The organism is Nitratireductor alexandrii (assembly GCF_004000215.1).
Taxonomy (GTDB): Bacteria; Pseudomonadota; Alphaproteobacteria; order Rhizobiales; family Rhizobiaceae; genus Mangrovimarina; species Mangrovimarina alexandrii.
This window is the reverse complement of sequence record NZ_RBVY01000016.1, coordinates 1-23,997: the sequence shown is the minus strand read 5'-3', so window position 1 is coordinate 23,997 and position 23,997 is coordinate 1. Positions and strand designations below refer to the sequence as shown.

26 protein-coding genes and 1 pseudogene are annotated in these 23,997 nt (G+C 66.6%); 6 read left to right on the top strand and 21 right to left on the bottom strand.

The features are described 5' to 3' along the window. Positions 1-143 precede the first annotated feature (143 nt). A complete protein-coding gene (locus EP380_RS22615) occupies positions 144-1,202 on the top strand; it encodes a calcium:cation antiporter (protein WP_127601078.1) in 1,059 nt (352 codons plus the stop codon). 96 nt (positions 1,203-1,298) lie between these two features. On the opposite strand, the gene EP380_RS22610 is transcribed toward EP380_RS22615, so the two are convergent. Genes EP380_RS22610 through EP380_RS22595 form a run of 4 tightly spaced genes read right to left on the bottom strand, consistent with a single transcriptional unit; the run spans position 1,299 to position 3,889 of the window. After that, the gene (locus EP380_RS22610) at positions 1,299-2,189 is read right to left on the bottom strand and encodes an HNH endonuclease (RefSeq protein WP_127601065.1); all 891 of its coding nucleotides are present in this window, start codon (positions 2,187-2,189) and stop codon (positions 1,299-1,301) included. Between the two features lie 54 nt (positions 2,190-2,243). Next, complete coding sequence (locus EP380_RS22605) at positions 2,244-2,705, bottom strand: DUF2019 domain-containing protein (RefSeq protein ID WP_164749964.1); 462 nt, start codon at positions 2,703-2,705, stop codon at positions 2,244-2,246. 31 nt (positions 2,706-2,736) lie between these two features. Then, on the bottom strand, positions 2,737-3,198 hold the full coding sequence (locus EP380_RS22600; RefSeq protein ID WP_106570999.1) for a DUF2019 domain-containing protein: 462 nt from the start codon (positions 3,196-3,198) through the stop codon (positions 2,737-2,739). Beyond that, the gene (locus EP380_RS22595) at positions 3,179-3,889 is read right to left on the bottom strand and encodes a hypothetical protein (protein ID WP_106570998.1); all 711 of its coding nucleotides are present in this window, start codon (positions 3,887-3,889) and stop codon (positions 3,179-3,181) included. Before EP380_RS22595 ends, EP380_RS22600 begins: the two co-directional genes overlap by 20 nt. A 408-nt stretch (positions 3,890-4,297) precedes the next feature. Between EP380_RS22595 and EP380_RS22590 the strand changes: the two genes are divergently transcribed. Further along, the gene (locus EP380_RS22590) at positions 4,298-4,762 is read left to right on the top strand and encodes a P-loop nucleotide/nucleoside kinase family protein (protein ID WP_106570997.1); all 465 of its coding nucleotides are present in this window, start codon (positions 4,298-4,300) and stop codon (positions 4,760-4,762) included. A 44-nt stretch (positions 4,763-4,806) separates the two neighbouring features. Here EP380_RS22590 and EP380_RS22585 read toward each other — a convergent pair whose 3' ends face one another. The 4 genes from EP380_RS22585 to EP380_RS22570 form a co-directional block, all read right to left on the bottom strand. After that, a complete protein-coding gene (locus tag EP380_RS22585) occupies positions 4,807-5,160 on the bottom strand; it encodes a DUF2200 domain-containing protein (RefSeq protein ID WP_106570996.1) in 354 nt (117 codons plus the stop codon). Positions 5,161-5,264: 104 nt separating this feature from the next. Next, complete coding sequence (locus EP380_RS22580) at positions 5,265-5,936, bottom strand: spermidine synthase (RefSeq protein ID WP_127601061.1); 672 nt, start codon at positions 5,934-5,936, stop codon at positions 5,265-5,267. Between the two features lie 34 nt (positions 5,937-5,970). After that, positions 5,971-7,578 (bottom strand): carboxyl transferase domain-containing protein, encoded by a 1,608-nt coding sequence (locus EP380_RS22575; RefSeq protein WP_127601059.1) that lies wholly within the window; start codon positions 7,576-7,578, stop codon positions 5,971-5,973. A 128-nt stretch (positions 7,579-7,706) separates the two neighbouring features. Beyond that, positions 7,707-8,426, bottom strand: a complete 720-nt coding sequence (locus EP380_RS22570) for a flavodoxin family protein (protein WP_127601057.1) — start codon at positions 8,424-8,426, stop codon at positions 7,707-7,709. Positions 8,427-8,711: 285 nt separating this feature from the next. Here EP380_RS22570 and EP380_RS22565 point away from each other — a divergent pair, with 285 nt between their 5' ends. Next, positions 8,712-9,869, top strand: coding sequence for a PcfJ domain-containing protein (locus EP380_RS22565; RefSeq protein ID WP_106570992.1), 1,158 nt, complete (start codon positions 8,712-8,714; stop codon positions 9,867-9,869). 184 nt (positions 9,870-10,053) lie between these two features. On the opposite strand, the gene EP380_RS22560 is transcribed toward EP380_RS22565, so the two are convergent. From EP380_RS22560 to EP380_RS22525, 8 genes are all read right to left on the bottom strand, one after another. Beyond that, entirely contained in the window at positions 10,054-10,434 is a 381-nt protein-coding gene (locus tag EP380_RS22560) for a type II toxin-antitoxin system VapC family toxin (protein WP_158264332.1), read from the bottom strand. Further along, positions 10,431-10,919, bottom strand: coding sequence for an AbrB/MazE/SpoVT family DNA-binding domain-containing protein (locus tag EP380_RS23840; protein ID WP_238720013.1), 489 nt, complete (start codon positions 10,917-10,919; stop codon positions 10,431-10,433). The genes EP380_RS22560 and EP380_RS23840 overlap by 4 nt, the downstream gene beginning before the upstream one ends. A 154-nt stretch (positions 10,920-11,073) precedes the next feature. Next, positions 11,074-11,847, bottom strand: a complete 774-nt coding sequence (locus EP380_RS22550; RefSeq protein ID WP_127601053.1) for an inositol monophosphatase family protein — start codon at positions 11,845-11,847, stop codon at positions 11,074-11,076. A gap of 109 nt (positions 11,848-11,956) precedes the next feature. After that, complete coding sequence (locus tag EP380_RS22545; RefSeq protein WP_127601051.1) at positions 11,957-12,175, bottom strand: hypothetical protein; 219 nt, start codon at positions 12,173-12,175, stop codon at positions 11,957-11,959. A 38-nt stretch (positions 12,176-12,213) separates the two neighbouring features. Next, entirely contained in the window at positions 12,214-12,609 is a 396-nt protein-coding gene (locus tag EP380_RS22540; RefSeq protein ID WP_127601049.1) for a cupin domain-containing protein, read from the bottom strand. Between the two features lie 134 nt (positions 12,610-12,743). Next, a complete protein-coding gene (locus EP380_RS22535) occupies positions 12,744-13,496 on the bottom strand; it encodes a ZIP family metal transporter (protein ID WP_127601047.1) in 753 nt (250 codons plus the stop codon). 131 nt (positions 13,497-13,627) lie between these two features. Continuing rightward, positions 13,628-14,791: an isovaleryl-CoA dehydrogenase gene (locus EP380_RS22530; RefSeq protein WP_106570986.1), complete on the bottom strand. Its 1,164-nt coding sequence runs from the start codon at positions 14,789-14,791 to the stop codon at positions 13,628-13,630. After that, complete coding sequence (locus EP380_RS22525) at positions 14,757-15,401, bottom strand: TetR/AcrR family transcriptional regulator (RefSeq protein WP_106571407.1); 645 nt, start codon at positions 15,399-15,401, stop codon at positions 14,757-14,759. Before EP380_RS22525 ends, EP380_RS22530 begins: the two co-directional genes overlap by 35 nt. A 468-nt stretch (positions 15,402-15,869) precedes the next feature. Between EP380_RS22525 and rnk the strand changes: the two genes are divergently transcribed. The 3 genes from rnk (at position 15,870) to EP380_RS22510 (ending at position 18,386) form a co-directional block, all read left to right on the top strand. Continuing rightward, the gene (rnk, locus tag EP380_RS22520; RefSeq protein WP_106570985.1) at positions 15,870-16,322 is read left to right on the top strand and encodes a nucleoside diphosphate kinase regulator; all 453 of its coding nucleotides are present in this window, start codon (positions 15,870-15,872) and stop codon (positions 16,320-16,322) included. Between the two features lie 148 nt (positions 16,323-16,470). Beyond that, on the top strand, positions 16,471-17,010 hold the full coding sequence (locus EP380_RS22515; RefSeq protein WP_106570984.1) for a GreA/GreB family elongation factor: 540 nt from the start codon (positions 16,471-16,473) through the stop codon (positions 17,008-17,010). A gap of 122 nt (positions 17,011-17,132) precedes the next feature. Further along, the gene (locus EP380_RS22510) at positions 17,133-18,386 is read left to right on the top strand and encodes a D-amino acid dehydrogenase (protein ID WP_127601045.1); all 1,254 of its coding nucleotides are present in this window, start codon (positions 17,133-17,135) and stop codon (positions 18,384-18,386) included. A 16-nt stretch (positions 18,387-18,402) separates the two neighbouring features. On the opposite strand, the gene EP380_RS22505 is transcribed toward EP380_RS22510, so the two are convergent. From EP380_RS22505 to EP380_RS23665, 5 genes and pseudogenes are all read right to left on the bottom strand, one after another. Further along, complete coding sequence (locus EP380_RS22505) at positions 18,403-19,515, bottom strand: pyridoxal phosphate-dependent aminotransferase (RefSeq protein ID WP_127601043.1); 1,113 nt, start codon at positions 19,513-19,515, stop codon at positions 18,403-18,405. A gap of 156 nt (positions 19,516-19,671) precedes the next feature. Further along, on the bottom strand, positions 19,672-20,769 hold the full coding sequence (locus tag EP380_RS22500) for a porin (protein WP_158264331.1): 1,098 nt from the start codon (positions 20,767-20,769) through the stop codon (positions 19,672-19,674). A gap of 272 nt (positions 20,770-21,041) precedes the next feature. Beyond that, positions 21,042-22,205 (bottom strand): serine hydrolase domain-containing protein, encoded by a 1,164-nt coding sequence (locus tag EP380_RS22495; RefSeq protein ID WP_127601041.1) that lies wholly within the window; start codon positions 22,203-22,205, stop codon positions 21,042-21,044. Positions 22,206-22,356: 151 nt separating this feature from the next. After that, positions 22,357-23,184 (bottom strand): annotated as a pseudogene (locus tag EP380_RS22490) (tyrosine-type recombinase/integrase); the annotation flags it as partial. Between the two features lie 354 nt (positions 23,185-23,538). Next, positions 23,539-23,997 (bottom strand): hypothetical protein (locus EP380_RS23665; protein WP_164749963.1); only part of this gene is annotated, 459 nt, incomplete at its 5' end.

Genomic DNA, 23,997 nt, shown 5'->3' with positions numbered 1-23,997 from the left:
GCGGGATGGATGCCGGTCGCGACCAAGGCGATGTTGCGGCAGGCGCGCCAGGCAACCACCGAAGGGCGGAGGGTGACACGATGAGCAGCGCAACCGGTGCGGAGGCCCCGCATTCAGCGCCACGGGGCGCTGCCTGGCGGCCGATGCTGGCCCCGCTTGCCGCGGTCGTGCTGATCGCGCTGGAACAGCTCCACATTGTCGATGAAACATCGGTGCCGTTTCTGGCGCTCGCCGGTGTCGTGCTGGTGGCGACGGTGTTTTCGGCCGTGCATTTCGCCGAAATCATCTCCGCGCGCATCGGCGAGCCGTTCGGGTCGATCGTGCTGGCCGGCGCGGTCACCGTCATCGAGGTGGCGCTGATCGTGTCGATGATGCTGGCGCCGTCGGAGGGCGACGTCACCGTCGCGCGCGACACGGTGTTCGCCACCGTCATGCTGGTGCTGAACGGTGTGGTCGGCCTGTGCCTGCTGACTGGTGGCCTGCGCCACCGCGAACAGTCCTTCCAGAGCCATGGCGCGGTCGCCGCCTTTTCCGTGGTCGGCGTGTTGGCGACGCTGACCCTGATCCTGCCGAATTTCACCCTGGCCGTCGACGGCCCCTATTATTCAACCGTTCAGCTCGCCTTCGTCACCGTGGTGTCGCTGGCACTTTATGGCACCTTCCTGTTCGTTCAGACTGTGCGTCATCGCGGCGACTTCCTCGACATCTCCACCCCGGGCGAGGCCTCCGGCCACGCCGTGCCCTCGAACGGCCAGACCGCGCTCGGCGCGGCGTTTCTGGCCTTGTCGCTGGCCGCCGTCATCATGCTGGCCGAGGCGCTGGCGCCGGCGGTCGAAAAGGGCGTTACGGCGATCGGCTTCGCCGAGGCCTTTGTCGGGGTTGTGATCGCCGCCATCGTCTTGCTGCCCGAAGGCATGACCGCCGTGCGCGCGGCCGCTCTCGACCGTCTGCAGACCAGCCTCAACGTGTCGACCGGCTCGGCGATCGCCAGCGTCGGCCTGTCGATCCCGGCGATCGCGATCGCCTCTTTCCTGCTCGGCAAGCCGCTCACGCTTGGGCTGGAGGGCGAACATGTCGTGCTTCTGGCGCTGACCCTGTTTTCCGGCACGCTGACGCTGGCGACCGGCCGCACCACCATCCTGCAGGGCGTGGTGCACCTGGTGATCTTCGCCTCCTTCGTGCTCCTGGCCGCCGCGCCTTAGCGGCGGCGAAGGCCGGCCGTCGAAAGGCCGTAATCGCGAGGGCTGGCGAGCGGCGGTCGGCGGCGCGGATCATCGGCGCGTTCCCTGCCGCGTCGCTTAGGCCTTGAAGCAGTGGGCGCGGTGCCAGGCGAGAAATCGCGGATGCGGGCGTTGCAGGCCGCGATCGGGAACGAGGGCACGCCCGCTGCGGTTGATCATCGCCCGCACACTGTCCTGGTCGTTGACCTGCCGCGACACCAGGATGCCGAAATCGTCGGCAAGCGAGATGAGCCCGCGATCGAACATCCAGTGGACGGTGCCGGAAAGCGCGATGCCATTGCGCAGACTGTCCGGCCCATTTGCCTCCACCGGGCGGATATGGGCGGCCTCGACCTCGGCGCGCCCGCGCCCGTTGATCAGCTTCAGGCCGGTGACGGCGCAGCGCTCGCCATAGGCACGAAGCACGACGCGGCGGAAGACGCGGTCGCGCACGATCCGCGACGTCAATTGTATCACGCGCTCGCGCTCGTGCTCGAACGGCACCTGCTCCTCGTCGATCTCGTAACGGGCCGCCTCGCCGACCCGCGGCAAAAACGCGTCCTCGTCACCTAGTCCGGCGGCAAGGATGCGGTGGAAATCGGCCGGCGCGAGCGGGCGCACGGCAGCCTGGGCACGGCCGGAGATCCTGCCGGCCTCGTTCAGAAGGCCACGCTCGATGACGCCGTCAGGACTGCTGAACGGCACCGGATCGGCAAAATCGAGATAGCTGCCTGGCTCGATGATCGCGAGATACATGCCGGGCACTGCTGGATCAGCGATCACCTCTTGAACTTTTGCCACCGCAAAATAGCCGCGCGTGGCAGGGACCTTGGTCGGTTCCAGATAGACGATCCAGCCGCCGACGCAGGCTTCCACACGGCTGAGATACATCGGCGGGAACTGGTAGCGCTCCGATGGGCTGTCGTCGTAGATAGAATCGGAGCGGTGAATGAAGACGCCGAAGGACATGAAGCCTTCGTAGCGCGATATTCGCGTGCCGACTATCTCCCGCTAGGCGGCAGCCTAGCGATCGAAATGCGGCCGGTAGGGCCAGTCGATGCCGTAGGCCTTGAGCGGCTCGATGAGATGGTTCGGATTGAAGCTGCGAATGCCGAAATGGCGGTAGAGCAGACCTTTCGCGGTCAGGCGGACGCTGCCGCTCTCGGCGGGGGTGTAGGCGGGTTTGAGGTCCTCGGTGTAAAGCCGCCCCAGAACCGGGATTGCCTTGTCCGGAGCCCAGCCGAGCACCTTTGCCGCCGCCGACAGGCGAACGAAGGCCGAGGAATGCTGAAGCAGGGCCTCCAGCGCGTCGCGGCCCTCGGGCTCTCTCAGCACCAGTTCTTTCAGGATGGGGACCGTCTTGTCGTAGAGCCGGTTTGCGGCCGGCGTGTCCTCGCGGCGGATCGCGAGCCGCCGCTGCTCCTCGTATTCGACCAGGGCGGCCACGAGCGCGCCAGTCGGCTTGTCAGAGATTGTCCGGGTCATAGCCAAGTCTGCCCTCCCGCTTGGCGGCAGCCTAGCGATCGAAATGCGGCCGGTAGGGCCAGTCGATGCCATAGGCCTTGAGCGGCTCGATGAGATGGTTCGGATTGAAGCTGCGAATGCCGAAATGGCGGTAGAGCAATTCTTTCGCGGTCAGGCGGACGTCACCGCTCTCGGCGAGGGAGTAGGCGGGTTTGAGGTCCTCGGTGTAAAGCCGCCCCAGAACCGGGATTGCCTTGTTCGGAGCCCAGCCGAGCACCTTTGCCGCCGCCGACAGGCGAACGAAGGCCGAGGAATGCTGAAGCAGGGCCTCCAGCGCGTCGCGGCCCTCGGGCTCTCTCAGCACCAGTTCTTTCAGGATGGGGACCGTCTTGTCGTAGAGCCGGTTTGCGGCCGGCGTGTCCTCGCGGCGGATCGCGAGCCGCCGCTGCTCCTCGTATTCGACCAGGGCGGCCACGAGCGCGCCAGTCGGCTTGTCAGAGATTGTCCGGGTCATAGCCAAGTTCTTCCGCTGCCTCTCTGATCAAGTCGATGCCGTGATTGTATTGGTCGCGAAACGAGAACCGACTTACGTAGAAGCGGCGAACGATATCGTTCGTGGCCGACGACTTGCGGCTCATCTTGCCATTGATGTGGCGGTGCAGGTCAACCGGCAGGTTGATGATGTTGTCCGTGCTGTGAATGAGTTCAGGCGAAAAAAGCACCTCCAGTCTTTTCTCGACGATGTGATGCCATTCACGGCCGGGACCTGCGGGTCCGAGGTAATTGCGCAGTTCGCGCTCGTTCCGGAACCGCAGCACCGGCTGGCCCGGCCGTTGCCGCGACATGGGGCCGATCCTGCGTGTTTCCGTATCGAATTCCTCCTCGTCGGGAAACTTCGACTTCTCGCCCCATTGTTTCGGCAGCCGGCGGAGCGTCGGCCCGACGCGGCGAGCGATCTCGCGGAAGAGGCGCACGGCCTTCGGGCCCAGGCGCATCAGGACGGGCAGGATCGATGCGGCGCCGGCGGTAAGATAGGCGATCCACTGCCCACCCTCGGGCGTTCCTGCCGGCGCTCGCGGCTGGAGGTGCCAGTTTGGGTTCGCTTTGATGACCGATCGCATCCCGCTGCTGGCACGGCGCACGCGTTCCGCGGCGAGATGCCAAACGAGCCGGTTGTATTTCACTGTGAGGTCGGGTCCGCGCATTCCATGTCCTCGGTCACTTCGGGAAGGATACCGGCGAGCAGGAAGGCGTGGACAAGTTTGGTGTCGTAGGCGTCGGTCGGGACCGTTCAGGCATGGATCCTCGGGTCAGGCCCGAGGATGACGATCACGACCGGGTCGCACGCTGGCGCGGCGTCGCGGACTGGACGCTAGGTGCGTCATCCGCCGGGGCGACGTCGGCGCGGCATCGCGGGTCGGGCGCTGGGCGCGATATCAACGGGTTGGTCCCTGGAACAACCGGCGCGGAACCGGACCTCGTGTCGGTTCCAGTCCGAACGGAACCCCATCGCCAAGCTTGACGACCGATCCAAAAATTCCTGTGATCCGCGCCGGCCCTGTCAAGTCGGGCTTACCAGAACGGAAAAGCAATTGTCTCGTCCAAAGCTCCTGATGATCTGCGGCAAGATCGCCTCCGGCAAGTCGACGCTGGCGGCGAGGCAGGCGCGGGCGCCGGACACCGTGTTGATTAGCGAGGATTTCTGGCTGGCGCGGCTCTATCCGGGCGAGATCGCGACGATCGACGACTATGCGCGCTGCACGCGGCGGCTGCGCGAGGCCGTCGCGCCGCTGGTCGCCGACCTGCTGCGCTCGGTGTCCGTCGTGCTCGACTTCCAGGCCAACACGCCTGCCTCGCGCGCCTGGATGCGCGCCATCTTCGAAAAGGCGGGTGCGGCGCACGAACTGCATTATCTCAGGGCGAGCGACGCCGTGTGCAAGGCGAGGCTCGCCGGCCGCAATGCGACGGGCGAACACGAATACCGGGTGAGCGAGGCCGAGTTCGACCTCTTCACCAGCCACTTCGTCGAGCCTTCGGCTGACGAAGGGTTTTCGATCGTCCTGCACGATCAGGGGTAGGGGCGAGCGGCGCGCCCGGGGGCGGCGAATGCGGCGCGGGCGCGTCAGGTCGTCCGCAAAATCTTCTCCATCGCCTTGCCCTTCGCCAACTCGTCGACCAGCTTGTCGAGGATACGGATTTCGCGCATCGTCGGCTCCTCGACCTCCTCCACGCGCACGCCGCAGATCACGCCGGTGACCTTGTCACGGGCCGGGTTGGGCTTCGGCGCCTCGGCGAAGAAGGTCTCGAAATCGGTCTTTGCCGCGAGCACGGCGTCGAGCTCGGCGGGGCCGTAGCCGGTCAGCCAGGCGATAATCTCGTCGACCTCCTGCTTCGTGCGCCCCTTCTTCTCGGCCTTGGCGACATAATGCGGATAGACGCTGGCGAAACTCGTCGTGTAGATGCGGTGCCTGGCCATCAGGGCTCCCCGGTGATCGTGGTGCGCGGTGCGGCGGAGCCTGCGGTGGGCGGCCGCCAAATGCAAGGCCTGCGCGGCGTGAGGCAAATGGGGTGGCGCAACGGTCACGCCTTGCTGGCCAGCCAGATGACGTGGCGGGCGCCGCGTCTGGTGGTGCCGGCGCGCACGGAAACTTCCTCCACCGCCAGGCCGGTGTCGCGCAGGCGGCGGGTGAAGCTGCGGTCGGGTCCGGCCGACCACACCGACAAGACGCCGCCGGGCGCCAGCGCGTTGTGGGCCGCGGCCAGCCCGCTGGCGCTGTAGAGCGCATCGTTGCTGGCCCGGCTCAGCCCTTCGGGGCCGTTGTCGACGTCGAGCAGGATGGCGTCCCATCGCGACCGCTGCGCCCTGATGACGGCGCCGACATCGGCCTCCACGATTGACACGCGCGGGTCGGTCAGACTGTCGCCGTGCAGCGCGGCGAGCGGGCCGCGCGCCCAGGCAATCACCGCCGGCACCAGCTCGGCCACGGTGACGTGGGCTTTGGGCGGCAGAAGGGGCAGGGCGGCGCGCAGCGTGAAACCGAGACCGAGGCCGCCGACAAGCAGCCGCGGGGCTGGCGATGTCAGGCGCTCGATGCTCAGCCGGGCGAGCGCTTCCTCCGAACCGCTCAGCCGGCTGTTCATCAATTCGTTGCTGCCCAGCATGACGGAGAACTCGCCGCCGCGCCGTTTCAGCCGCAGCGTCTCCCGGCCGCCGGGCACGGCGGCGGTGTCGAGTGTTTCCCAGGGGATCATCGGGACGGCTCCGAAGGCGCGCGCAAGGTCGCGCTCACATTCTGAAGACGCCGAATTTCGTCTCCTCGCGTTCGCCGTTGAGCGCGGCCGACAGGCTGAGCGCCAGCACCTCGCGCGTCCTGGCCGGGTCGATGATGCCGTCGTCCCAGAGCCTTGCCGACGAATAGAGCGGGTGGCCTTCCTTCTCATATTTTTCCAGGATCGGCTTTCTGAATTCCGCCTCGTCCTCGTCCGACCATTCACCGCCCTTGCGCTCGATGCCCTCGCGCTTGACCATCGACAGGACGGTGGCGGCCTGCTCGCCGCCCATCACCGAAATGCGCGCGTTCGGCCACATCCACAAGAAGCGTGGCGAGTAGGCGCGCCCGCACATGCCGTAATTGCCGGCGCCGAACGAGCCGCCGATGATGACGGTCACTTTCGGCACGCGCGCCGTGGCCACCGCCGTCACCAGCTTGGCGCCGTCGCGGGCGATGCCGCCGGCCTCGTATTTCTTGCCGACCATGAAGCCGGTGATGTTTTGCAAAAACACCAGCGGAATGTCGCGCTGGCAGCACAATTCGATGAAATGCGCGCCCTTGAGGGCGGATTCCGAAAACAACACGCCATTATTGGCGATGATGCCGACCGGCAGGCCGTGGATGCGGGCAAAGCCGGTCACCAGCGTCGTGCCGTAATTCTGCTTGAACTCGTCCAGTTCGGAACCGTCGACGATGCGCGCGATCACCTCGCGCACGTCGTAGGGCTGCCGCGTGTCGGCCGGCACCACGCCGTAAATCTCGTCGGCTGCGTAAAGCGGGGCGACCGGGGCGCGGGTCTCCAGCCGGGCGGGTTTTTTCCGGTTCAAATTGGCGACGATGCGGCGCACCAGGCCGAGCGCGTGCTCGTCGTCGATGGCATAGTGGTCGGCCACGCCCGACTGGCGGGTATGCACCTCCGCTCCGCCCAGTTCCTCGGCGGTGACGTCCTCGCCGGTCGCCGCCTTGACCAGCGGCGGGCCGCCGAGAAAGATCGTCGCCTGGTTGCGCACCATGATCGATTCGTCCGACATCGCCGGCACATAGGCCCCGCCCGCCGTGCACGAGCCCATCACGCAGGCGATCTGCGGGATGCCGGCGGCCGACATGTTGGCCTGGTTGTAGAAGATGCGGCCGAAATGCTCGCGGTCCGGGAAGACCTCGTCCTGATTGGGCAGGTTGGCCCCGCCCGAATCGACCAGATAGATGCAGGGCAGGTTGTTTTCGCGCGCGATCTCCTGCGCCCGCAGGTGCTTTTTCACCGTCAGCGGATAATAGGTGCCGCCCTTCACGGTGGCGTCGTTGACCACCACCATCACCTCGCGACCCGACACCCGGCCGATGCCGGCGATCATGCCGGCCGACGCGATGTCGCCCGAATACATCGCATGCGCGGCGAACTGGCCGATTTCCATAAATGGCGAGCCGGCGTCGAGCAGCTGCGCCAACCGCTCGCGCGGCAAAAGCTTGCCGCGCGCGGTGTGGCGCTCGCGCGCCGCCTGCGGGCCGCCGCGCTCGATCTCGGCCGCCGTTTCGGCGATCTCGGCCACCAGCGCCTTCATGCGGCTGGCATTGTCGCGAAAATTCTCGGCGGCGGGGGAAATCTGGGAGGAAAGCGTGGCCATGATGATCCTTGCACTGTCCGGTCGGAGGCGGAGCCCCGGCATGACCTATCGATAGGGGGGCAAGCGGAGCCTGTCCAGCATTGCGGCCGCGACCGCGCGGCGCGGCCGCCGCCAGAGACGTCCGATCTTCAGGAGGCGGCGGTGTTGCCGTGCGCGGGCAGGCCGCCGGCCCGTTTGAGCAGGCGCGCGACATGCATCAGGTTCCACGTCATGAAGGTCAGGTTGCGGCGGGTGAAATCATTGTCGAAACCGGCGCGGCTGCCGTCGTCGAGCGTGTCGCCGTAGGACGGGCCCGGCCCGGCCTCGCCGATCCAGCCGCAATCGGCCTGCGGCGGGATCGTGTAGCCGACATGCTGCATGGCGTAGAGGCAGCTCATCGACACATGCTTGATGCCGTCCTCGTTGCCGGTCACCATGCAGCCGCCGGTCTTGCCGTAGAAAACATACTGGCCCTTGTCGTTGCGCTGGGCGGAATGGGCGTAAAGCCGCTCAATGATCACCCGGCACAGCGAGGATTCCTCGCCGAGCCAGATCGGCGTGCCGAGCACCAGAATGTCGGCGTCGCGTATCTCGGGCCAGAAAACCTCCGGCCAGTCGTCGTGGCTCGCGCCATGCTCGCGCATGTCGGGCTGCACGCCGAAGGCGAGGCGATGGTCGGCCGCGCGCAGGTTCGTCACGGCGACGCCGTTCTGCCGCATGATCGCGATCGCGTCGTCCATCAGCGTCTGCGTGTGCGAGACGCCCTGGTGCGAGGCCTTGAGCGTGCAATTCACGAACAGGGCGGTGAGGCCGGAGAAGTCGAAATCGTGGCCGCGATTGAGCCGTTGCTGGGCGTCGCTGAGCGTCATGGTTCGTCTCCCGTTGCTATGCTGTCGTGCTTGGCCAACGCGGGCTGGATGGCGCGGTTCCAGCGCACGATACCAGCCCCGCGCGGCGCGAAAAGGCCCGAGGCACGGCTTCGGCGCCGCCCTTGCCGGCCGCGGCCGCCATATCTTTGCCGCCTTGTCCGCCTATCGAGCCGGTCCATTCCGGCCCCAAGGAGCCTGTCATGAGATCGCATTCGAGTTCGCCACGTTTCGTGCCGACGCTCGTAGTGCGTCCGGCTGACAGCAATCCATTGAGGCCCGAAGGCCATGGCCCGTTCCATGATCCAGCGCCGGCAGGAGGCCGCGCGCGAAAGAGATGAAGCTTACGACGCCACGCTGAAGCGCGTTGTCCGCGCCGCGCGTCCGGCTCCCGATTTCAACAAGGCGCTCGCCGAGGCGAGGGGCGGTTTCGTCGGCGAGGCGATCCGCGACCCGGCCGCCTGGCGTCCGCGCATGAAGTCGCGCGATCCGGCCCGGCTGCGGCTTGCCGCTGCGCGTCATCTTTATGCGCGCTATCCGGTCTCCGGCGCGCTCGAGCGGATCTGGATCGATGCCGGCGGGCTCGACGTCGGCGAGGTGCGGCTGCGCAAGAGCTGGTACGTGATCGCCGCACGCGGCGGCTCGCTCTACAAGGAGGCCGCCGGCCGCTGGCTGACGCGCAAGGAGGTGCACCGGTTTCTCAATCCGCCGGGCGATCTTTCCTTCGAGGCCGCGTTCTGGCAGGCGGTGGCGCGCAGCTATACCGACGATCTCGGTCTGGCGCTGAGCATCGCGCACAGCAAGATCGCCCATACGCCGCGCCGCCAGTTCGCCTTCTGGCGCGAGGTTGTGTGGTTTTTCTGCGCCAATCCGGCGCCGCGCGCGCTGGTCGACGACCTCGTCGATTACCTGGCTGCCTGCCGCCGGCGCGACCGCGGCTACAGCCTCAAGGGCCGCACGCTGGCCTCGCTCGAGCGCCAGATGCACGACTGGCATCGCGACCTGGCGACGATCGCCCGCATCGAGGCTGCCCGTCGTCGGGCGGGGCGGGCGGCGGCGCGCGCCGGCATGGCCGCACCCGAGGGCGGACGCTGGGACGGGTCCGCGCTCGCCGACTGGTCGTGGAAGCCATCGGCGAAGGAACCGCGCGCGCGGCGCGAGGAATATGTCGTGCGCCAGCTCTCCTCGGCCGCCGAACTGGTGGCCGAGACCCGCGCCATGCGCCATTGCGTGTCGACCTATGCGGCGAAATGCATTGCCGGTTCGGCGTCGATCTGGTCGCTGTCCCGGCGCGGTGCGGGCAAGGCCGAGCGGCTGTTGACCATCGAGCTCGACAGGTGCGACCGCCTTGTCCAGGTGCGCGGTTTCGCCAACCGGCCGCCCCTGCCCGACGAGCAGAAGGTGCTGGCGCGCTGGGCCAAGGCGCGCGGCGTGGTGGTGACGTGAGCAGGCCCCGCGCCCGAGACAGTGCGCCGGCCCATCGCCGGCAGGCGCTTGTCTGCGGGTGGACCCGGCGATGCTTCGGGCACAGGCGCCGCGATGCCAGGGAGGCGTTGCCTCCTTGCGACACGTTTCAGGTCGCCGGTGGTGCGCGGACGTCCCGAAACGGGCGCCTGCAGGGGCAGCCGGCCTAGCGGATCAATTCGACCGTGCAGGGCAGCGCGAGCTCGGTCCAGGAGCGGTCTGCCGTGATGGCCGGCAATCCCTCGCGCGCGGCGAGAGCGATACAGACCCGGTCGGCCAGCGACAGACCGCGCGACCGGGTCGCCGCCCGCAACGCGACCGAGGCTTGCGCCACGTCGTGATCGAGACCGACGAGGGGAATGTCGATCAGGTCGAGCGTTTCTCGCGCCTGGCTTTCCGACAGCCCCTTGTCGACGAGCTTGGTCCCGACCTCGATGGCGTTGACGAGGCTCATCAGCGATCCGCCCAGGCGGGCGCGCACGAAATCGCTTCCCGGTTCGTCGTTGAGCAGAGCCAGCACGGCCGACGCGTCGAGGACACCGCTCACCGCTCGTCGTCCCGGCGCGCCTCGAGGCGGCGCTCGGCAATCAATTCATCGACGAGGCTGACGCCTTCCGGCACGACCTGGCGAACGAGAGCCTGCGCCTTCTGCAGCGCGGCATCTTGCGACAGCAGCCGCAATTCGCCGTCGATGACGCGCGCAAGCAGGCTGTCGCCCTCCGAGACGCCCATCGCGGCGCGCATCTCGGCCGGAATGACAATACGGCCGCCGGCGCCGATCTGAAGGCGTCCTTTCAGCAGTTGCCGGGCCGGGCGGTCGACGGGGTCGGCCGTCGATGTCGCCCGAGGCGGATTTTTCGCAGCCGGGGTACCGGCGACCAGAACATTGCGCACGTGCTGGTAACGCTTGCCGAGAAAGCGCGCGATGTCGGCGCGGGCGAACCCGGCCGCGTCGAGAGCGCGGATCTTGTCGGACACCGTGCTCTGCCCCTGGATCACCGCGCGCATGCGGTCGGTTTCCAAACTCGCCATGTCTCGTATCCCGCTCGCATAGCAACCGAGCAAACATGGTATATCCATAAAGAATGTCAAATTGATATGTTTTTTGTCATTTATGGTTGCTTCCCATCTTCGACCCCGACCGAGCGGTCAGCGACGGTCGTCCGGCGATCCGCGTTGAGGCTGCTCAGCCGAGCGTTGCCAGAACGATGCCATGGAGTTCCGGCGAGGCGCTTGCCACGATGGCGCCGCTGGAGGCCAGGGAGAGCGGCCGGCCCGACCAGTCGGAGATGACGCCGCCGGCCTGCGTCACCACCGGGCACAGGGCGCAGATATCGTATGCGTCGAGGTCGCTGCCGTTCAGGCAGACATCGATCAGGCCGCGCGACAATGCGCCATAGGCCGGTGCGCCGCCGTCAAAGACATTGAGCCGGCCGGTCGAACGCAGCCGTTCGAAGGACCGTCCGGCATCGCCGGCGAAACTGTCGGGATTGGCCAGGCTGATCCTGGCGTCGGCAAGCCCGGTCTGACCGCTGCATCGCACGGTACGGCCATTGAGCTTGGTGCCCTCGTTTTCGGCCGCTGCGTAACGTGCGCCGGAAAGGGGCAGGTCGATGATGCCGATGACGGGCACCCCGTCGCGGCATACGGCAATCAGCGAGGCGAAATTCAGCAACCCGGTAGCGAATTGCCGGGTCCCGTCGATCGGGTCGAGAACCCAGGTAAAGGCGCTGGAACCGGCGTCCGTGCCGTATTCTTCACCGAGAATTCCGTGCGAGGGGAACAGGCGCCGGATCGTTTCGCGCCAGTTGGCCTCGATGGCCAGATCGGCATCGGTCAGCGACGAACCGTCGGATTTGTACCGCGCGGCGACGTCTTCGAACCAGGCCTTGCGGGCGAGTGTCGACGCGGCGTCGGCCAAAGCCATTGCGGCGGCGAAGATTGTCTCGGATTCGCGCATACCGGTTTCGTAGAGGGGGCCGATGTCGAAACGATTACAACCGCGCAAGCCAACCGGCACCAGAGGAGGCCGGCGCCGGTCTTCGTCAGGGTCGGGATGGAGGCAGACCCTATCGCGACTCGCTGTCGGCCTGGCTTTTGAAGGTCAGATACATCAGCAGCAGGTACACCGCCGGCACGATGCCGAGGATCATGAATTCCAGAAAGCCGGCCGGCGCGCAGTCCAGGCAGGCAAACCGGTAGGCGACATAGACAATCACCGCCACGATGAGGGCGAGACCGATCCACCACGGAAGCAATGGGTTGCGCCGTTGTTTCGTGTTGGCCATGGCAAGAACTCCCTTCGACACCGGCTTCCGACGTGCGGCTACTCCGTCGTGACGCCGTCGAAATGCTCTTCATGCGCCTCGGCTTGCGCCTTGGTCGCGTGCACCGTCCCGTCGCGGTGCTCCGGCGGTCCGTAGATCGTGTAGAGGCGCAGCGGCTCGTTGCCGGTGCATTTGACATTGTGGCTGGCGCCGGCCGGCACGATGAAGGCATGGTCCGCTTTCACCGGGGACCGATTGCCGTCGATCCAGGCCTCGCCCTCGCCCTGCTCGACACGGAAGAACTGGTCTCGATCGTCATGGACTTCCTCGCCGATGTCATCGCCCGGCTGAATGGACATCAAAACGAGCTGCAGGTTCTGGCCGGTGTAGAGAACCCGGCGGAAATCCGTGTTTTCTTCGGTCAGCTTTTCGATATCGTCCACAAAGCCACGCATCTCGTCTCTCCTGCTCGTCAATCGTGCCGTATTGCTGCAGGCTGGATAGCAAATCAGCATCCGGCCCGTATTGACCTCCGTCAAGTCGCGGTCTCGCACGCCCGAAATGCGGCGCCAGCGCTTCGGACCGGAGTTCACCACGTGCCGAACAACACCAGCTGGAATGCCCAGAGCGCGACGATGGCGAGGACCACGGTGGTTCCAACCGCATCGCCCGAGGCGTTCTCCGTGGCATCCGGTATCAGTTCCGAAAACACCATCCAGATCATGGCGCCGGCCGCGATGCCCAGGCCAATCGGCAGGAAAGGCTCGAACGATTGCACAAACAGGAAGGCCGGTACGGCCATCAACGGCTGCGGCAGGCTGGTGAAAATGCTCCATAGCGATGCCTTCCAGATGGACGTGCCGCGCGGGATCAGCACCAGGCAGATGGCAAGGCCCTCGGGGATGTTGTGGATCGCGATGGCGGTTGTGATGAAGGCGCCGAGTTCGGGCGTGCCGGCAAAGGAGACGCCGACCCCGATCCCTTCGGCAAAGGAGTGCGCCGTCATCACGCCCAGAATGAGAAGTGCCCTTGTCGCGCTTTTGCCGTGCAGGTCGGCGATGTCGGCGGTGTCGCGCCGCCGGAGCAGCCGATTGGCCGCGAGGATGGCGGCAAGACCGAGCAGGATGCCGATAAGAACCCGGTCGAGGGCGATGTCCGCGCCTTCGTCGATCAGATTGTAGCTTGCCCCCAGCATGAGCCCGGCCGCCACCGCATTGGCGATGCTGAGCCGCCATCGGTCGATGCGCTTCACGAACACGAAGGGCAGGGCGCCCAAGCCGGTGGTCACCGCCGTCGTCATGGCCGCAAGGAAAACGAGAACGACATCGGCGTCCATGGTCATCTCTCGATCCGTCTTCCAGCGCGGCGCTCCGGTCGCGCGTGCGGCTCGGTTCCGGAAAACCTGTTGGGCCAGCGACCCCCGGTTGAGACGTCAGCCGTCGAAACCCCGCGAATGGGCGGCATTTGCCGGCCTCAAGCGCTTTCCGCCATCATCTCGCGGCCGATCAGCCAGCGCCTGATCTCGCTGGTGCCGGCGCCGATCTCATAAAGCTTGGCGTCGCGCAACAGCCGGCCGGTCGGATAGTCGTTGATATAGCCGTTGCCGCCGAGGATCTGGATGGCGTCGAGCGCGCATTGCGTCGCTTTTTCGGCCGAAAACAGCACGCAGCCGGCCGAATCCTTGCGTGTCGTCTCGCCCCGGTCGCAGGCCGCCGCCACCGCGTAGACATAGGCCCGGCTGGCGTTGAGCGCGGCGTAGATGTCGGCGAGCTTGGCCTGGACGAGCTGGAACTCGCCGATCTTCTGGCCGAACTGCTTGCGTTCGTGGCAATAGGGCACGGCCACGTCGAGGCAGGCGGCCATGATGCCGACCGGCCCCGCCGCCAGCACCACGCGCTCGTAGTCGAGGCCGGACATCAGCACCTCGACGCCCTTGCCCTCCTCGTGCAGCACGTTTTCGAACGGCACCTCGACATTGTCGAACACCAGTTCGCCGGTGTTGGAGCCGCGCATGCCGAGCTTGTCGAGCTTCTGCGCCACCGAGAATCCCTTCATGGTGTTTTCCACGATAAAGGCGGTGATGCCGCGCGAGTGGCGCTCGGGGTCGGTCTTGGCGTAGACCACCATCGTGTCGGCGTCCGGGCCGTTGGTGATCCACATCTTGGTGCCGTTCAGCACGTAGCGGTCGTTCTTCTTTTCCGCCCGAAGGCGCATGGAGACGACATCGGAGCCGGCGCCCGATTCCGACATCGCCAGCGCACCGACCTTGTCGCCCGCGCACAGGCCGGGCAGATAGGCCGCCTTCTGCGCGGCCGTGCCCCAGCGCCTGATCTGGTTGACGCACAGATTGGAATGCGCGCCGTAGGAAAGCCCGACCGAGGCCGAGGCGCGCGAAATCTCCTCGATCGCCACCACATGGGCGAGATAGCCCATGCCCGATCCGCCGTGCTCGGGATCGGCGGTGATGCCGAGCAGGCCGAGCGCGCCGAGTTCCGTCCACAGCCCGGCGGGAAATTCGTTGCTGGCGTCGATCTCGGCCGCGATCGGGGCGATCTTGTCGGAGGCGAAGCGGCGCACCATGTCGCGCAGCGCCTCGATTTCCTCACCCAGTCCGAACTGCATCATGTGCGTGTACATCGTTTCCCTCCGCATGCCCGGCCGCTGCGACCAGGCGCATTGTCATGGTGTGGTATGTGTCGGCCACTTCGCGCACCGACAGTCTTTCGTCGGGGCGGAACCAGACGATCACGCCGGTGATCATCTGGAGGATCGCCATCGCCGTCAGCGCCGGATCGTCGACGGTGAACGCCCCCGCAGCCGCGCCGGTGCGCAAAATCCCGCGCAGTTCCTTTTCGTAGGCTGCGCGCAGCCGCAGCACCGCCGTCAGCCGCTCGGGCGAAAGGCTTCTCAGTTCCATGTTGGAGACATGGGTGGCGTGCCGGCGTGCGACGTGAAAGATGATGTGATTGCGCACGAAGGCGGCGAGCCGCGCGGCGCTGTCTGCCGGGCCGGGATCGGCCGTCTTCCAGGCCGCGATCAGGTCTTCCATATGTTCGCGCATCAGCGTGAACAGCAAATCTTCCTTGGTCGGGAAATAGCGGTAGAGGGCGGCGGCCTGGACGCCGACCTCGGCTGCCAGCCGGCGCATGGAAACCGCTTCGTAGCCATGGCGCGCGATCAGGTTGACGGCAGCCTCGCGGATCGCCGCCTCCGTCTTTTCGCCGTCCGAGCCGATCGTGCGCGCCATTGCGTTCCTCCCGGTCGGAATAATAAAACGAACGTTCAATTAATTCAAGGACGCCGTTGCTGGCCGTGACGGGTCCCCGGCCGCGCCCGCAAGGTTGGGGCGCGCGGCTTTGGGCGCGGTCGCGCATGGTCATCAGGCGGCGGGAGCCAGCCGGTCGCGGAGGCCGGGTTGGGGCGGACGGCTGGTCCAGAGCCGCGTGAGGCTTGACATTCCCGCTGCCCTACACCAAGTCTCGAACCATGTATTGGACCGAGCTGCCCGTAATGAGCCTTCACAGGGTGTGTCCTATCGCGGGACACTGACCCCGGGCCCGGTCGCGTCGCGCCCCGGCTGCGGGGGCACAGGCAAGTTTCCCCGCGGAGCGGGTCGACGCAAGCCACACAGGCGACACTTCATTCATCAGAACAAACCAGGGTGCCGCGCATCGTTGATGCATCGGCGGCGCCAGATTGACGAGGAAGTCCAGGAATGGCTCCCGAAACCAAGAAAAAGCGCAAGCCGGCAATTGCCATGACCCGGTCCGACCACGAGCGGCTCTCGCGGCTGGCGGAAGGTTTTGCCGAGCGCAATCCCGCCGTCGCCGACCAGCTCTTCGCCGAGCTCGACCGCGCGCGCACCGTGGACGATTCGAAGCTGGCCGCCGACGTGGTGCGCATGGGCTCGCGTCTGCGTTTCACCAGCGATGTCGGCGAGGACCGCACCGTCACGCTGGTGTTTCCCGGCGAAGCCGATATCGCCGAGGGCAAGATCTCCGTGCTGACGCCGATTGGCGTTGCGCTGATCGGCCTGGCGGCCGGTCAGTCGATCGACTGGACCGCGCGCGACGGCCGCACCCATCGCCTTACCGTCGAAAGCGTGGACAATACCGGCGGCGTGGTGTCCGCGTCCGGGCCGGTGCATGAAGCGGGCCGGGCCTCATGAGCGGGGCCAGGCCCTTCTGTCGCCTCACGCTGTTCGGAGGCTGTCTCCTCGCAGGATCGTAGCCCCTGCGCCGCCCGCCAGCGGCCAGGGGATTCTCCATTGTCGTCAAACCGCAACCGCTCCCCGGGCGGAGCGCTGGAGAACTGCGATGTCTGAGCAAAGCTGCATCCTCACCACCAAGGATCATACGATTCTCGAAGTCATGCTCGAGCGCTGCCTGGGGCAGGACGATCCGATGGCGGCGCTGCTGAAAGAAAAGCTCGACGCGGCGCGTGTCGTCTTCGGCGACGACGTTCCCGCCACCGTGGCGACCCTCAACAGCCGGATCACGTTCAGCGTCGACGGCCGCGAGCCGGACACCCGGGTGATCTCGCATGAACGCATGCAATCGCCGGTCGGACTTTTCCTTCCGCTGACCTCGCTGCGCGGGCTGGCGCTGATCGGTCTCAGCGAAGGCCAACTGTTCCGGTTCGCCGGACAGGACGGCGTTCAAGAAACGATCGTCCTGGAAAGCGTGCTCTATCAGCCCGAGGCCGCGCGGCGCGAGAAGGAAGCGCTGACGCGCATGGCGCCGCCGGTTCAGAAACGGCCGACGCTCACGCTCATCCAGGGCAGCGCCCGGACCGTGTGCCGCCCGGCTTCGCCCGGTCCCGGCGGGTTCGACGATCCCGGCCCCTCCGCCGCCTGAAAGGGCCTTCCAGCTTTCGCGGTTTCCGGCCTCCGGCAACGGGCCCGGCCAGGCCGCTTTCCCCAAGGGCGCCGTCCGCCGGGCGGCGCCGTCTTCATCCAAACAACCGGAGAACGAAAATTATGAAAGTGCTGGTCCTCGGCGGAGGCGTCATCGGCGTGACCACCGCCTACTATCTGGCCCGGTCCGGACACGAGGTCGAACTCGTCGAACGCTGTGAGGGGTCGGGCAAGGAGACCAGCTTCGCCAATGCCGGCCAGGTTTCGCCGGGCTACGCCTCGCCCTGGGCGGCTCCGGGCGTGCCGCTGAAGGCGCTGAAATGGCTGCTGATGCGACATGGACCGCTGGTGGTGCGTCCCGGCGTGGATCCGGCCCGCTGGATCTGGCTCTTCAAGATGCTGCGCAACTGCACCGCGGACCGGTATGCGCGCAACAAGGCCCGCATGGTGCCGCTCGCCGAATATAGTCGCGACTGCCTGAAGCAGTTGCGGGCCGAGACCGGTATTGCCTATGACGAGCGCAGCCGCGGCACGCTGCAGCTTTTCCGTACCCAAAAACAGTTCGACGGCATCGCCCGCGATGTCGAGGTGCTGCGCCAATTCGACGTCGCCTACGAGGCGCTCGACCGCGCGGGCTGCGTGGCGGCCGAACCGGGACTGGCAGGGGCGAAGGCCGATATCGTCGGCGGTCTGCGGCTGCCCGGCGACGAGACCGGCGACTGCCATCTTTTTACCACCCTGCTGGCCGAGGCCGCCGCCGCGCATGGCGTGGCGTTTTCCTACGGCACCGAGGTCCAGGCGCTGGTGAGCGACGGCCGCGGGGTGACGGGCGTGGTTACCTCGCGCGGCTTTCGCGAGGCCGACGCCTATGTCGTGGCGCTCGGCAGCTACAGCCCGGCGCTGATCGGCCCGCTCGGGCTCAAGCTGCCGGTCTATCCGGTCAAGGGCTATTCGCTGACCATGCCGGTGGCTGACGAGGACGCGGCCCCGGTCTCGACCGTGATGGACGAGACCTACAAGACCGCGATCACCCGCTTGGGCACGCGCATTCGCGTCGGCGGCACTGCCGAGATCGCCGGCTTCGACCTCGGCCCGAGGCAGAGCCGTCGGGCCGCGCTCGAGCACTCCTTCAATCACTTGTTTCCCGCAGGCGGGGATACCGCAGCGGCCACGTTCTGGTGTGGGCTGCGTCCGATGACGCCGGACGGTCCGCCCGTGGTCGGGGCCACGCCGGTGGAGCGCCTCTATCTCAACACCGGCCACGGCACGCTGGGCTGGACCATGGCCTGCGGCTCAGCCCGCGTTCTGGCCGATTTGGTCGGCGGCAAGGCGCCGGAGGTCGATGCTGGCGCTTTGAACCTGTCGCGCTACGGCTGATCGGGCTTCCGGTCGCTCAGCCGGCCTGCGCCGCCGCGCGCGCGCCGGGCAGTTCGGCGGCGAAAAGCGCCAGCTCGGCCTCGGGGCCGGTCGACACGCGGATGCAGCGGTCGAGGCCGGGCGCCATCGGCTTGCGCACGAAGATGCCGGCGCCGAGCAGCGCCGCCATCACCTTGTGCGCATAGGCGCCGTCGCGCCCGCAATCGATGGTGACGAAATTGGTCGCCGAGGGCAGGGCGGCAAGCCCGTTCTCGGCGGCAATCGCCGCGATGCGGTCGCGCGCGGCCGCGACCTCGCCGACGACGCTGTTGAGCCAGGCCCGGTCGGCAAGGGCGGCGAGCGCGGCCGCTTGGGCCATGCGATTGACCCCGAAATGGTTGCGCACCTTGTCGAAGGCGCGGATCTGTTCGCGTTCGCCGATCGCGTAGCCGCAGCGCAGGCCGGCCAGCCCGTAGGCCTTGGAGAAGGTGCGCATGCGCAACACGTTGGGCCGTTCGACGTCGAGCGGCGGCAGGGTGCCGGCGGGCGCGGTCTCGCCGTAGGCCTCGTCGAGCACCAGCATGGTGTGTTCCGGCAGCGCTTCGATGAAGCGCATCACCGCCTCCGAGTCCCACCACGTGCCCATCGGATTGTCGGGGTTGGCGAGATAGCACAGGCTCGCGTTTTCGCGTCGCACCGCCTCGGCCAGGCCGTCCAGATCCTCGCGGTCGTCGCGATAGGGCACCGTGACGAGCCGCGCGCCGAAGCCGGCGACATGGTAGTTGAAGGTCGGATAGGCGCCGAGCGAGGTCACCACGGTCGCGCCGGGCGCGGCGAACAGGCGCACGACCAGGCCGAGCAGCCCGTCAATGCCCTCGCCGACCGCGATCGTGTCGGGCGCTACGCCGAGCTGTGCCGCGAGCGCCTGTTTGAGGTCGAAATTTTCCGGGTCGCAATAGCGCCAGGCCAAACCGGCCACCCGCGTCATCGCCTCGATCACGGACGGGGCCGGTCCGAAACCGCTTTCATTGGCGCCGAGACGGGCGCGAAACGGCGCGCCGCGCGCGCGTTCCTGCGTTTCGGGTCCCACGAAGGGCACGGTGGCGGGCAGCGACTGGGCAAGCGGGGTCAGGGCGGGACGGGAGGACATGGGCGCGGGGATCCGGCTAAAGGAGGGAAAGGGCAATATAGCCGGATTGCGACCGGACAGGAACCGCGTCGTCAAGCGGCGGAGCGGCCGCCTGACAAAAACGGCCCGGCGCGAACGCCGGGCCGAAAAGCGATATCTCGCAGGCGCGAGGGTCGGTTAGAAGCCGCGCGTGAACGACAGGAAACCGCCGACCGAGCCGTCGCGGGTGTCGATCTTGTCGTAGGTCACTTCGGTGCGAACCTCGAAATTGTTGATCGGTTCCCACACCATCGACAGTTCGGCGACATACCCGTTCAACCCGGTGCTGACGCTGGAATTGCCGGCATAGAAATCGTTGAAATATTCGAAGCCGACCGAGCCGCCGACCGTCGAGGTGAACTGGTGGTAGTAGGAGGCCAGCGCGGCCCATTCGGCATTGCCCATGCCGCCGGAAATCGCGCCATAGGAGCTGCCGGTGCCGTAGACGTGATCGCCATCGGCGTAATAACCGACCAGACGGATCGAGGAGCCGGTTGTGTTGGGGATGTTGAGCTCAACGCCGATCGACGCGCCGAAACCGTCGAAGGATTCGTCGTAACCGACCCGGCCCCATACGCCGCCCCAGCCCTGCTGGTAGGAGAGCACGCCGACGACGTCGGGCAGGTAGCCCTCGCCGGAAAGCGCGTCGTCTTCCAGCGAGATGACGCCGAACAGGCCGACATCGCCGCCGAAATTATACTGGATCAGGTGGCGCTGCTGGTCGCCGTACCACAAGGCGCCGTCGGAATGCGTGCCGGTGGTGTTGACGCCGGCGACCGTGTCGCCCCAGGCCGATTCGGTGTAGCCCATGCGCAGGCCGCCGAGGCTGATCCAGGCCTGGTCGACGGAGACCGCGCCGTCGCTCGGCACGCCCCAGGTCGACTGCAACCGCAAATAGCTGCGCAGCATGCCCCATTCGGTGTCCTGGCGAGCGTCGATATTGACCCGGGCGCGGGTTTCCTTGTTCCAGCCGTCCGGTGCGTATCCGTTGAAGTTCGGCGTGTCGGTCAGCCCGTCATCGCTGGTCGCGCCGACCCGGTAGCGCACGTAACCCGAGATGCGCAGGCAGGTCTCGGTGCCGGGGATATAAAAGAAACCGGCTCCGAAGGCGTCGCAGACCCGTACATATTCCACCGGCTCCGGCTCGGCGATGACCACCGCGTCGGCTGCCATCGCGGCAGCCGGCGCGAAGGCCAGCGTCGCCGTGGTGCCGACAAGCAACTTCCTGATCTTCATGTCATTCTCCAATGGTGGACGGGGCTTGGGACCCCCGCCCGAAACGCGTTTCATGCGTCCGGCGGCTCAGCGAAGGCGATGAGGTCGTCCGGAACATCGAATCGTAATGTTATAACAAATTATGACTCGATGGCTCAGCAATAAGCAGATTGTTGTGGGGTTGGCCAGAGCGAAATTGCGTCGCAGCCGACCGTTCCGCGCCGATCAGCGGACGCGGGCGCACAATCGCCGAAGCGTGTGACATCTGTGCTACAGAATGGGGAAGGCGGCCGTCACAACCCGCGCGCGATCCGGGCCAGCATCGCGGCCTCGCGCCGGGTGGCGGGATCGTGGCTCGGCTCCGGCCGCGAGGACAGCTTGGCCAGCACCACCCCGCGCTGCGGGTCGATCCACAGCCATTGCTCGTGGATGCCGATCGCGGCCAGGCTGCCATGATCGTCGCCGACCGAATACCAGCACGAGCGGTAGCGCCCCTGTGCGAACAGGTCGACGAAATCGCCGTCCGCCCAGGCGCTCCGGCTGCCGTTTGTACGCAGGTCCGAAATCCAGTCCGCCGGCACAACCTGGCGGCCGTTGGCGACCCCGCCGTCGAGCACGAGTTGGCCGATCCGGGCCAGGTCGCGCGCCGTCATCGCGATGCCGCCGGCGGCCCGCGCCGTTCCGATCCGGTCGACGGTGACAAGGGCCTCGCCCGTGGCCCCCATCGGCCGCCACAGCCTGTCGCGCAAAAAGGCATGATAGCGCTGGCCGGCCGCGCGCTCGACGACCAGGCCGAGCATGTCGGTCGCCGGCGAGGCGTAGCGAAAGCGCCGGCCATGGGCTCCATCGGCGCGCGGCAGCGCGGCAAGCACCTGCGGCAGGGTTTCCGCCGCGTCGGGATCGTGCTCGGGATTCCACAACATGGCGCGGCGATAGCGGTCGAAGGCGCTGTGCCGGTCGAGATAGTTTTCCTCGAAATCCAGACTGACGGTCATGTCGAGCAGGTCGCGCACCCTGGCGTCTGCAAACGCCGAGCCGGGCTCGACGGCGACATGGTCGGTCACCGGCTGGTCGGGATCGAGCAGGCCGTCGCCGACCGCGATCCCGGCGAGCAGGCCGGTGACGGATTTCGAGATCGAAAACACGATATGGGCGCGTGCGGGGTCGCAGTGCGGCGCGTGCCATTCGGCCACCAGCGCCCCGTCGCGCAGCGCCACGAAGGCGTCGCCATGCGAGGCCTCCAGATGGGCCGTGGCACTGACCCTGCCGCCGTCGTCGGTCTCGATCATCAGCGCGCCGAGGAGGCCGGACCCCGGGCCGGGCGCCGGTTTGCCGGCTGGCGCGCTGATCGGCGCGCACGGCACCAACTCGCCGACATTCTGGAACGCCCAGGTGCTGGCGGGATATGTGCGCCAATTGCCGAGATGGATCCGGTCGCGGGCAGGGGGCAGGGACATGGGGCGCCGTCCGATGGTCGAGTTCGCACCCCATTAGGCGCCGGCGGCCGCCCATGCAAGCCGCGCGTTCCTGCCGCGTTCAGGCGGGTCGTGACGCCGGCGCGGCGAGCGTTTTCGCAGGGATTTTTGGCCGAACGCCCGCGCAGGTGCCTCAACAGTCGTTGCAGCGCTCGTGTTCCAGCACCTTGACGCAGGAATCCAGATCGTGCGTGGCGAGATGGGCATAGCGCATCGTCATCTGCAGGGTCTGGTGGCCGAGCCACATCTGCACCCGGCGAATGTCGATGCCGCCGCGCACCAGCCGCGAGGCGCAGGTATGGCGCAGAATATGCGGCACCACGTCCTTGTCGGCACCGAGCCCGACGCTGGCCTTGGCCTCGTTCCAGATCGCCCGGTAGCGCACCTGGGTCAGCGTCGCGAACGGGCCGTTGGCGATCCCGCGCTGGCGCTCGATCGCGTTTTTGGCCCGTCGAGTCAGCGGCACGGTGCGATAGCGGCCGGACTTGGTGACCCAGAAGGTGACGCGGCCCGCATCGATATCGTTCCAGATCAGGCCGAGCGCCTCGCCGAGGCGGCAGCCCGTATCGACCAGAAAGACGGAAAGCCGGTAGGCGTCGCCGCTGCGCGCCTTGATGGCGGCAAACAGCCGTGCCTCTTCCTGTTGTTCCAGGAAGCGGATCCGCCCGGCTCTTTCCTTTTGCCGCCGGAATTCCGGCAGGCTGTGAATCTTACCCATCTTATGCGCCTTGCGCAGCAATTTGCTCAGGGCCGCCATCTTGCGGTTGATGGTGGCGTTGCTGTTGCCGCGCTCGCGCAGGGCTCCGATCAGGTCGTCGAGCATGTCCTGGGAAAATACGCTGAATCGCCGGCCGAGCAAAAGCTCGTTCAATTCCCCGATGAACGCGGCAACATTGGTTTTATGACGCCCATCGTCCCAGATGACATCGCCGAAACGTGCGTAAAGCTCGGCCAGGGAGTTGTTGCTTACGGGGCGAGGCGAGCCATTCCAGGTAAGCGAATATTTTGCGGTGCAATCGGTGGATATGCTATCAAAAGTTGTATTCGCCGATATGCCAGCGACGCACCTACTCACATCAATCCCTCCTGCGAGCGAAAAATTAGAAAGTTCTAAATAGTTCTCGCGGTGGGGAATTTGCAATGGCGCTTCTCTTTTTGCTGTGGAGTGTCCGGCTCTCACCGGGTTCCAGCCTAGGGCGCGTGACTCGCGATTTTCCTTGGGTTGCCTTTCGAACTCCTTCGCCTTTGCCAGGTCGGCCTTGTCCGTGGAAGAAAAATGGCCCGGCAATTTGCCGGGCCATCTGTTTGATATTGATCAGAAGTAGCGCGTGAAACGCAGATAGCCCGAAACCGTGCCATCCGGGTTGAACCCGCCGATGCTACCAACGTCGTCGTAGTGGATCTCGGTGCGGACTTCGAAGTCCGAAACCGGGAACCAGACCAGCGAGAACTCGGCACCCCAAGCGTCGACGCCGGTCTTCACGTCGGTACCGGCCAAATAGAGGTCGTTAAACCACTGGAAGGCCACCGATGCGCCCAACGTCGAGGAGAACTGGTGGTTGTAGGAAGCCAGGATCGACCATTCCGAACCACCGAACAATCCACCAGCATAGAGCGACACGCCCGGGATGAACGGCGGCAAGCCGGTAATGCCGGCTGCGACGTTGATCGTCGGAGCGCCCACGTTGAAAGCATGCGAGCCATCGGCATACGACGCCATCAAGCGAAGCGAAGAGCCCGGCATGTTCGGGATGTTGATCTGCGCGCCAAGCTG

Excerpts from the sequence above, each read along its gene's own strand:
- EP380_RS22550 (WP_127601053.1), bottom strand. The coding sequence starts at position 11,847 with ATGCGCGAATCCGAGACAATCTTCGCCGCCGCAATGGCTTTGGCCGAC.
- EP380_RS22565 (WP_106570992.1), top strand. The coding sequence starts at position 8,712 with ATGGCCCGTTCCATGATCCAGCGCCGGCAGGAGGCCGCGCGCGAAAGA.
- EP380_RS22590 (WP_106570997.1), top strand. The coding sequence starts at position 4,298 with ATGATCTGCGGCAAGATCGCCTCCGGCAAGTCGACGCTGGCGGCGAGG.
- EP380_RS22615 (WP_127601078.1), top strand. The coding sequence starts at position 144 with ATGCTGGCCCCGCTTGCCGCGGTCGTGCTGATCGCGCTGGAACAGCTC.
- EP380_RS22535 (WP_127601047.1), bottom strand. The coding sequence starts at position 13,496 with ATGACCATGGACGCCGATGTCGTTCTCGTTTTCCTTGCGGCCATGACG.
- EP380_RS22595 (WP_106570998.1), bottom strand. The coding sequence starts at position 3,889 with ATGCGCGGACCCGACCTCACAGTGAAATACAACCGGCTCGTTTGGCAT.
- EP380_RS22495 (WP_127601041.1), bottom strand. The coding sequence starts at position 22,205 with ATGTCCCTGCCCCCTGCCCGCGACCGGATCCATCTCGGCAATTGGCGC.
- EP380_RS22570 (WP_127601057.1), bottom strand. The coding sequence starts at position 8,426 with ATGACGCTCAGCGACGCCCAGCAACGGCTCAATCGCGGCCACGATTTC.
- rnk (WP_106570985.1), top strand. The coding sequence starts at position 15,870 with ATGGCTCCCGAAACCAAGAAAAAGCGCAAGCCGGCAATTGCCATGACC.
- EP380_RS22510 (WP_127601045.1), top strand. The coding sequence starts at position 17,133 with ATGAAAGTGCTGGTCCTCGGCGGAGGCGTCATCGGCGTGACCACCGCC.
- EP380_RS22585 (WP_106570996.1), bottom strand. The coding sequence starts at position 5,160 with ATGGCCAGGCACCGCATCTACACGACGAGTTTCGCCAGCGTCTATCCG.
- EP380_RS22605 (WP_164749964.1), bottom strand. The coding sequence starts at position 2,705 with ATGACCCGGACAATCTCTGACAAGCCGACTGGCGCGCTCGTGGCCGCC.
- EP380_RS22540 (WP_127601049.1), bottom strand. The coding sequence starts at position 12,609 with ATGCGTGGCTTTGTGGACGATATCGAAAAGCTGACCGAAGAAAACACG.
- EP380_RS22575 (WP_127601059.1), bottom strand. The coding sequence starts at position 7,578 with ATGGCCACGCTTTCCTCCCAGATTTCCCCCGCCGCCGAGAATTTTCGC.
- EP380_RS22530 (WP_106570986.1), bottom strand. The coding sequence starts at position 14,791 with ATGTACACGCACATGATGCAGTTCGGACTGGGTGAGGAAATCGAGGCG.
- EP380_RS23840 (WP_238720013.1), bottom strand. The coding sequence starts at position 10,919 with ATGGCGAGTTTGGAAACCGACCGCATGCGCGCGGTGATCCAGGGGCAG.
- EP380_RS22600 (WP_106570999.1), bottom strand. The coding sequence starts at position 3,198 with ATGACCCGGACAATCTCTGACAAGCCGACTGGCGCGCTCGTGGCCGCC.
- EP380_RS22580 (WP_127601061.1), bottom strand. The coding sequence starts at position 5,936 with ATGATCCCCTGGGAAACACTCGACACCGCCGCCGTGCCCGGCGGCCGG.
- EP380_RS22515 (WP_106570984.1), top strand. The coding sequence starts at position 16,471 with ATGTCTGAGCAAAGCTGCATCCTCACCACCAAGGATCATACGATTCTC.
- EP380_RS22610 (WP_127601065.1), bottom strand. The coding sequence starts at position 2,189 with ATGTCCTTCGGCGTCTTCATTCACCGCTCCGATTCTATCTACGACGAC.
- EP380_RS22545 (WP_127601051.1), bottom strand. The coding sequence starts at position 12,175 with ATGGCCAACACGAAACAACGGCGCAACCCATTGCTTCCGTGGTGGATC.
- EP380_RS22505 (WP_127601043.1), bottom strand. The coding sequence starts at position 19,515 with ATGTCCTCCCGTCCCGCCCTGACCCCGCTTGCCCAGTCGCTGCCCGCC.
- EP380_RS22500 (WP_158264331.1), bottom strand. The coding sequence starts at position 20,769 with ATGAAGATCAGGAAGTTGCTTGTCGGCACCACGGCGACGCTGGCCTTC.
- EP380_RS22525 (WP_106571407.1), bottom strand. The coding sequence starts at position 15,401 with ATGGCGCGCACGATCGGCTCGGACGGCGAAAAGACGGAGGCGGCGATC.